Source organism: Pseudescherichia sp. (genome assembly GCF_031979925.1).
Classification (GTDB): Bacteria; Pseudomonadota; Gammaproteobacteria; order Enterobacterales; family Enterobacteriaceae; genus Pseudescherichia.
Window position 1 is genome coordinate 1 of record NZ_DALZFB010000027.1, and the last position, 6,862, is coordinate 6,862.

At 53.8% G+C, this 6,862-nt stretch carries 6 protein-coding genes; 2 read left to right on the forward strand and 4 right to left on the reverse strand.

What is annotated here, in order from left to right; translation table 11 throughout:
- Nucleotides 1-200: 200 nt before the first annotated feature.
- The 4 genes from polA to RTM13_RS20090 form a co-directional block, all read right to left on the reverse strand.
- Nucleotides 201-2,987, reverse strand: a complete 2,787-nt coding sequence (gene polA / locus RTM13_RS20075; protein WP_312214515.1) for a DNA polymerase I — start codon at nucleotides 2,985-2,987, stop codon at nucleotides 201-203.
- Nucleotides 2,988-3,399: 412 nt separating this feature from the next.
- On the reverse strand, nucleotides 3,400-4,023 hold the full coding sequence (gene dsbA, locus RTM13_RS20080) for a thiol:disulfide interchange protein DsbA (RefSeq protein ID WP_268106321.1): 624 nt from the start codon (nucleotides 4,021-4,023) through the stop codon (nucleotides 3,400-3,402).
- Nucleotides 4,024-4,050: 27 nt separating this feature from the next.
- Complete coding sequence (locus tag RTM13_RS20085) at nucleotides 4,051-5,037, reverse strand: serine/threonine protein kinase (RefSeq protein WP_312214518.1); 987 nt, start codon at nucleotides 5,035-5,037, stop codon at nucleotides 4,051-4,053.
- Nucleotides 5,038-5,113: 76 nt separating this feature from the next.
- The gene (locus tag RTM13_RS20090; RefSeq protein WP_042394445.1) at nucleotides 5,114-5,383 is read right to left on the reverse strand and encodes a YihD family protein; all 270 of its coding nucleotides are present in this window, start codon (nucleotides 5,381-5,383) and stop codon (nucleotides 5,114-5,116) included.
- Between the two features lie 70 nt (nucleotides 5,384-5,453).
- Between RTM13_RS20090 and mobA the strand changes: the two genes are divergently transcribed.
- Together mobA and mobB are read left to right on the forward strand one after the other, a co-directional pair.
- The gene (gene mobA / locus RTM13_RS20095) at nucleotides 5,454-6,038 is read left to right on the forward strand and encodes a molybdenum cofactor guanylyltransferase MobA (RefSeq protein WP_312214519.1); all 585 of its coding nucleotides are present in this window, start codon (nucleotides 5,454-5,456) and stop codon (nucleotides 6,036-6,038) included.
- A complete protein-coding gene (mobB, locus tag RTM13_RS20100) occupies nucleotides 6,035-6,544 on the forward strand; it encodes a molybdopterin-guanine dinucleotide biosynthesis protein MobB (protein WP_312214520.1) in 510 nt (169 codons plus the stop codon). The genes mobA and mobB overlap by 4 nt, the downstream gene beginning before the upstream one ends.
- Nucleotides 6,545-6,862: the final 318 nt, after the last annotated feature.

The window sequence follows — 6,862 nt, forward strand, 5'->3', positions numbered from 1 at the left end:
GATTACGTGAAGTAAAAGGTCTGAAAGATAGAACATCTTACCTCTGTACCCTACGTCTTTAACTCTACTCTTTTTTTAGACAGTTACAAACGCTTTTTGTAATTTTTTTTCATTCTTTACATAGGGAATTCTAATGATCATCACAAAAAGCTCTATCTTATGTTGCTTACTTACATAAAACTGCGCTATTACGCCAAAGGCTAGTGCGCCAGATCCCAGTTTTCACCACTGCCTACCTCCACCAGCAATGGAACATCCAGCTGGGTGCTGCTCTCCATCAGCTCATGGATCTTCCGGGAAACCTGCTCCACATCATCTTTGTGCACTTCAAACACCAGTTCATCGTGAACCTGCATAATCATACGCACGCGCGGCTGCTCCACCTGTAGCCAGGCATCCACGGCGATCATCGCCCGCTTGATGATATCTGCCGCCGTCCCCTGCATCGGGGCGTTAATCGCCGCACGCTCAGCGCCAGCCCGGCGCGCCGCGTTGCTGGATTTGATGTCCGGCAGATAGAGGCGACGCCCCTCTAACGTTTCAACGTAGCCCTGCTCTTTCGCCTGCGCCCGGGTGCGTTCCATATACTCACGCACGCCTGGATAGCGCTCAAAGTAGAGATCCATATACCGCTGCGACTCTTTACGCGGGATGTTCAGCTGGCGCGACAGACCAAAGGCGCTCATGCCGTAGATCAGACCAAAGTTGATCGCCTTGGCGCTGCGGCGCTGGTCGTTCGATACGCTCTCCAGCGGCATACCAAATACCTCTGCCGCCGTGGCGCGGTGGATATCCTTGCCCTCGGCGAAGGCGGAGAGCAGGCCCTGGTCACGCGACAGGTGCGCCATGATGCGCAGCTCAATCTGCGAGTAGTCCGCAGAGACAATGACGTAATCCTCAGGCGCAATAAATGCCTGGCGGATGCGCCGCCCCTCCTCGTTACGCACGGGGATGTTCTGCAGGTTCGGATCGGTGGATGAGAGCCGTCCCGTTGCGGTGACCGCCTGGTGATAGGAGGTGTGCACGCGTCCGGTTTTAGGGTTGATCATCAGCGGCAGCTTATCGGTATAGGTCGATTTCAGCTTCGACAGGCCACGATGCTCCAGAATGACCTTCGGCAGCGGATAGTCCAGCGCCAGCTCTTCCAGCACCTCTTCTGAGGTTGAAGGTGCGCCACCCGGCGTCTTTTTCAGGGGCTTAATGCCCTGTTTTTCAAACAGGATGACCTGCAGCTGCTTGGTTGAGGAGAGGTTAAACGCCTCACCGGCAATCTCATGGGCCTTTTTCTCCAGCTCGGCCAGACGCAGGGTGATCTCCCCGGAGTGCTTATGCAGCACCGCCGGATCGATCTTCACCCCGTTACGTTCGATGCGGGAGAGCACCGGCACCAGCGGCATCTCGATGTTCTGGAAAATATTCAGCGGACCGGCATGTTTCTCCAGCTTTGGCCACATCTTGAGATGCAGCTGGAGCGTGACGTCAGCATCTTCCGCCGCGTAGTGTCCGGCCTGCTCCAGCGCGATCTGGTTAAAGGTCAGCTGATTTTTTCCCTTGCCGGCAATCTGCTCAAAGGTAACGGTCTGGTGCTTCAGCCAGCGATCGGAGAGGCTGTCCATATCGTGACGTCCGGCGACGCTATCGAGAATGTAGGACTCCAGCATGGTGTCAAAGGCGATACCGCGCAGCTCAATACCGTAGTTTTGCAAAATGCCGCGATCGAACTTGAGGTTCTGCCCCACCTTCAGTGCTTTTTCATCTTCCAGAATCGGTTTTAACAGTTCAAGTACCCGATCGCGGGAGAGCTGCTCCGGCGCATCCAGGTAGTCATGTGCAACCGGCACGTAGGCTGCAAGGCCCGGCTCGGTAGCAAACGACAGGCCCACCAGCTGGGCGCTGACATTGTCCAGGCTGTCCGTTTCGGTATCGAAGGCAAATACCGGAGCTTTCTTCAGTCGCATAATCCACTCGTTCAGCGTCGGCTCATCAAGAACGGTGACATAGTGCTCTGCGGAGAGCGGCGTGGCAGGCTCATCGTCTTCAACCTCAATCACAGGAGCGGCCTGCGGCTTCGCGGCCGGTTTAGTCCCTTTACCCTGTAACCATGTTCCCGCTTCGACATCCGCCGTCCAGCGTTTGAATTCGTATCGCTTAAACAGGCTCAGCAGCTCGTCTGCAGCTGGCTGCTGTACCGTCAGCTGTTCGCAGGTGAGATCCAGCTCGACGTCGGTCTTGATGGTCGCCAGCTGATAGGAGAGACGAGCAACCTCTTTATTCTGCTCCAGCTTCGCCGCCATGGTTTTTGCACCGCGGAAGCTCAGGCTGGCGATCTTATCAGACTCGCTAAACAGCGTTTCCAGACCGCCCAGTCCCTGCAGCAGCGCCTGCGCCGTTTTTTCACCTACGCCGGGCACGCCGGGAATGTTATCTGAGGAGTCGCCCATCAGGGCAAGGAAATCAATGATCAGCTCAGGCGGCACGCCATATTTATTGATCACCTCTTCCGGGCCAAGAATGGTGTTGGTCATAGTATTAATCAGCGTCACATTCGGCGTAACCAGCTGGGCCATATCTTTATCACCGGTACTGATCAGCACCGGGCGACCCATTTTTTCAGCCTCGAGCGCCAGCGTACCGATAACGTCATCCGCCTCAACGCCGGAAATAGCCATCAGCGGCAGACCCATCGCTTTCACCATTGCATGCAACGGCTCGATCTGCGAGCGCAGGTCGTCAGGCATCGGCGGACGGTGGGATTTATAGTGCTCAAACAGCTCGTCACGAAAGGTCTTCCCTTTGGCATCAAACACCACGGCGGCATGCGTGGGCTGATACTGCATGATCAAGCTTCTGAGCATGTTCAGCACCCCGTACATTGCGCCGGTTGGCTCTCCCGCGCTGTTGGTCAGCGGTGGGAACGCGTGATAAGCGCGATAGAGGTATGACGAGCCATCAACGAGGATTAGCGGGTTTTCTGGGATCTGAACCATGATATCCGTGCCTGTTTAATAATTTATGGTTAAAGGATGCCACATACCGGACGAAAACTTGAGTTTTTCACGGTAATTCGTGGAAAAGATTTCCGGATCGTCGCGATCGTTCGCATTATTATCCTGTGGATAACTTTGTGCATGCTTTTTTGCTGAAGAAATAATAGACCATGCAATATTGGCGGGGATGTTTATTTATCTAATAAAATTAGTCAGATATAAAAAGGATCGCGATCCTTATGTCTGTTAAGCGGCAATTTACTCCATGTGGATATAAGGTTTTGCCCATGCGTTTGTTTGGTACAGCAGACGGTCAGTCACGCTTAATTCAGCCTGCGCTCTGTTTTTGAACAACATCAATATGTCGTACCACAGAACCTATAAAAAAGCCGGTCATTGACCGGCTTTATGATTACTTCTGGCCAACCAGATATTTTACCGTTGCAGCATACTGTTGGACGAAAACGTCCATGCTGCTGGTATCCATGCCCTGCGGGTTAACCTGATATTTGCCGTTAACAAACATGGCCGGTACACCCTGCAATTGCAGATCGGCGGCGGCTTTCTCCTGCTGAGCAACCAGGGATTTCACCACAAAGCTGTTCCATGCCGCGTCATAGTCTTCGCCTTTAATACCCGCATCAACAAACACCTTGCGGATATCGGCTACGCTAGTGACGGTCTGGGTCTTCTGCACCGCTTCAAACATGGGGGCAGTGATCTTATCCTCTACGCCCAGCGCCATCGCCACAGCCCACGCCTGAGTCAGATCTTTGCCCAGCGGGCCCAGAAATTCGACGTGGTATTTGGTCATTTTGGTGCCTTCCGGCAGCTGCTGTTTCACCGTGTCGGAAACGTGCCATACGCGTTCAAAATCGTAGCAGTGCGGGCAGTAGAAGGAGAAGAACTCCAGCACCTGAGGCTCTCCCACCGCCGGCTTATCAAGGGCAATGTACTGTTTTCCCTCGGTGAACTGAGCCGCAGAGGCGCTAAATGCCAGAATAAGACCTGCCAGCGCCAGCCAAATTTTCTTCATGGTTAATACTCTCCTGAAAGTGTCAAATTAATACATCGGCGTAAGTTGCAGAGGCGGTTCTTGCAGAACCTTAACCTGCTCAATAAAGGTCAGAGTTTGCCTGTGCCAATAGTCTTCCCCGGTAAGCCACGGGAAATTTTTGGGGAATGCGGGATCGTCCCAGCGGCGGATCAGCCATGCCAGATAATAAACCATACGCATGGCGCGTAAAGGTTCAATGAGCGCGATTTCATCCGTTTTGAATTCACTAAACTCTTCATAGGCCTCGATAATCGTCTCAAGCTGCATACGCCGCTCGGCCTTGTCGCCGTTGAGCAGCATCCACAGATCCTGAACTGCAGGGCCGTTACGCGCATCGTCGAGATCGACAAACAGCGGCCCATCACGCCAGAGAATGTTCCCGGCATGGCAGTCGCCGTGCAGTCGCAGCAGATCGAAACGCGTATGCCACTGCGCCATTACCGCCTCGATAAGGGAGTCCGTGGCGTTGAGGAAAGCTGCTTTCAGGCCAGCGGGGATAAGCATCGAGTGTTCAAAGACGTGACGAGGTTCGATCAGATACTCATTGACGTCAATAGAGGGGCGGCTGATGAACGTTTTTTTACGCCCGGTTTGATGCAGGCGGCCAAGATAACGCGCTACCCACTCCATCTGATCAAGATTATCAGCTTCGAACTGACGACCACCGAGGCTGGGGAATACTGCATAGTAGTACCCCTGATGGGTCAGCAGCGTCTGCCCGTTAAACTCAAGCGGGGCCGCAACCGGTACCTCATCCTTCATCAACTCCTGAGCGAACTGGTGCTCTTCGCTGATTTGCTCTGCCGACCAGCGCTGCGGACGGTAAAACTTCACCACGTAGCGGCGGCGATCTTCGTCCTGAAACTGATAGACACGGTTTTCGTAACTGTTGAGCGGGGTGAGACCGGAATCCACCCGGATCCCCTGTTCGAACAGCGCATCCATGATGGTATCCGGGTGTAGCGTCTGGAAAGTAAAAGCGTTGTCGTTCATCCCATCATCCGGAAATTACTACGAATAGTTCAGGATATCATTTCGTAGCGTTTTCCGTTGCACCGCTTACAACCTTTTACTCTTTAATTACGCCCCGGGCGCGCAGCAGAGCGGTTTTGAAATCTTCTTCATAATCTTTCTGGATCCCCGGAATAACGGCATCCTTCGCCGAGTCGCGCATTTTTAGATGATAGATCAGGATATCGTCAGAAAGATCGGTTAGCTCACCGTCATAGCCTGACTCCTGCGCCAGTTTTTGCAAAAATTGCATCAGGTTGAGCTCAGGCTCTTTTTGCCAGGCGGGCTGGAGGAGTTCAATTACTTCGTTCAGACGTTTACATTTCATAGTCAGTGCTCCTTACTCTTGAGAGACACACGTTAGCAGGGTCAAACCCACAATAAAAGAGGCGATATTAGTGAATAGTGGACTGGACATAACAGGTGTCGTACTGGCTGGCGGAAGAGCGTCGCGTATGGGGGGAGAAGACAAAGGATTATTGCTGCTTAACGGCATCCCGCTCTGGCAGCACGTCACAAACAGTCTGACTAACCAGGTAGAGCGTGTTGTTTTAAGCGCTAACCGCAACCTCGATCGCTATCGGGCCAGCGGCCTGATCGTCATTGAGGATACTCTGGACAATTTTCCCGGTCCGCTGGCCGGTATGCTGGCCGTTATGCAGCAGACAGCATCCGACTGGTTCCTCTTTTGTCCGTGCGATACGCCGGGCATACCGTCCGATCTGGCAGCGAGACTGACCTCTGAGCGGAAGGATACGCCGGTAGTATGGGTGACCGACGGTGAACGCGACCACCCTACCATTGCGCTGGTTCATCGCCAGGTGATACCGCAGCTTACGGCTTATCTGGCGTCCGGCGAGCGGCGGGTAATGGTATTTATGCGCCAGGTGGGAGGCCATGCCGTGGACTTTAGCGATTGCCGGTCGGCGTTTATTAATATCAATACGCCGGACGATCTCACCGGCAGGCAGGAGAAAAAATGAAGCCGATCCTTGCGATAGCCGCATGGAGCGGTACAGGGAAAACCACGCTGCTTAAGCGCCTGATCCCTGCTCTCTGTGAACGGGACATCCGTCCCGGCCTCATTAAGCATACGCATCATAATATGGATGTCGATAAGCCCGGCAAGGATAGCTATGAGTTACGCAAAGCGGGGGCGGCACAAACCCTCGTCGCCAGTCAGCAGCGGTGGGCCTTGATGACCGAAACGCCGGATGAGGCACCGTTAGACTTAACGTTTCTGGCCAGCAGAATGGATCACACGAAATTAGATCTGGTTCTGGTAGAGGGCTTCAAGCATGAGCCAGTGGCGAAGATCCTGCTTTTTCGGGCAGATGCCGGGCATCGGCTGGAGGAGCTGGAGATTGACGATCACGTTATTGCCATCGCCAGTGATATAGCGATTCCAGCTACAGTGCCGGTATTGGATTTGAATGATGTGGCTGGGATTGCTGATTTTATAGATCAGTGGTTAAAGCGAATAAGGTAGCAAATGTAGCATTTGTAGGCCCGGTAAGCGCAGCGCCACCGGGCGTCTGTCTGCCGCAACGCAAAAAGGCCATCCTTACGGATGGCCTTCTGCTTGTTTGATGCCTGGCAGCTACGGCGGGCGTCCTGCCCGCCGCCCTCCGGGCCGTTGCTGCGCAACGTGCAAATCCGCTCCCGGCGGATTTGTCCCTCCTCAGGAGAGCGCTCACCGACAGACAACAGGCAAAAGAAAAAGCCCTGCACTTTCGTACAGGGCTTTTCTTCTGTTTGATGCCTGGCAGTTCCCTACTCTCGCATGGGGAGACCCCACACTACCATC

Coding starts and splice junctions, on each gene's coding strand:
- polA (WP_312214515.1), bottom strand. CDS start 2,987: ATGGTTCAGATCCCAGAAAACCCGCTAATCCTCGTTGATGGCTCGTCA.
- mobB (WP_312214520.1), top strand. CDS start 6,035: ATGAAGCCGATCCTTGCGATAGCCGCATGGAGCGGTACAGGGAAAACC.
- RTM13_RS20085 (WP_312214518.1), bottom strand. CDS start 5,037: ATGAACGACAACGCTTTTACTTTCCAGACGCTACACCCGGATACCATC.
- dsbA (WP_268106321.1), bottom strand. CDS start 4,023: ATGAAGAAAATTTGGCTGGCGCTGGCAGGTCTTATTCTGGCATTTAGC.
- RTM13_RS20090 (WP_042394445.1), bottom strand. CDS start 5,383: ATGAAATGTAAACGTCTGAACGAAGTAATTGAACTCCTCCAGCCCGCC.